Raw genomic sequence first — 231 nt, 5'->3', positions numbered from 1 at the left:
GAGTCTTCCGTCCCCGGTTTGGAGGTTGTCGTGACGGGGAATCCGGCCGGAATGAATACTTACGGGGACCGTTTGCACTTATGGAAGCGCTGAGTGGCCGCGACAAGATCCGCCCGCACTTAACGCGTGAGACATTCAGCGGCCGCAGGCCAGTGGACGTGGCTGATACACCTGGCGGAGTCTTTCGTCCCGGAGATAACCTTCCTTTGGGGCGGAGGAGAAGATATAGTC

Source organism: [Clostridium] symbiosum ATCC 14940, assembly GCF_000466485.1.
Lineage (GTDB): Bacteria > Bacillota > Clostridia > Lachnospirales > Lachnospiraceae > Otoolea > Otoolea symbiosa.
Note: the sequence above shows the minus strand (reverse complement) of the source record.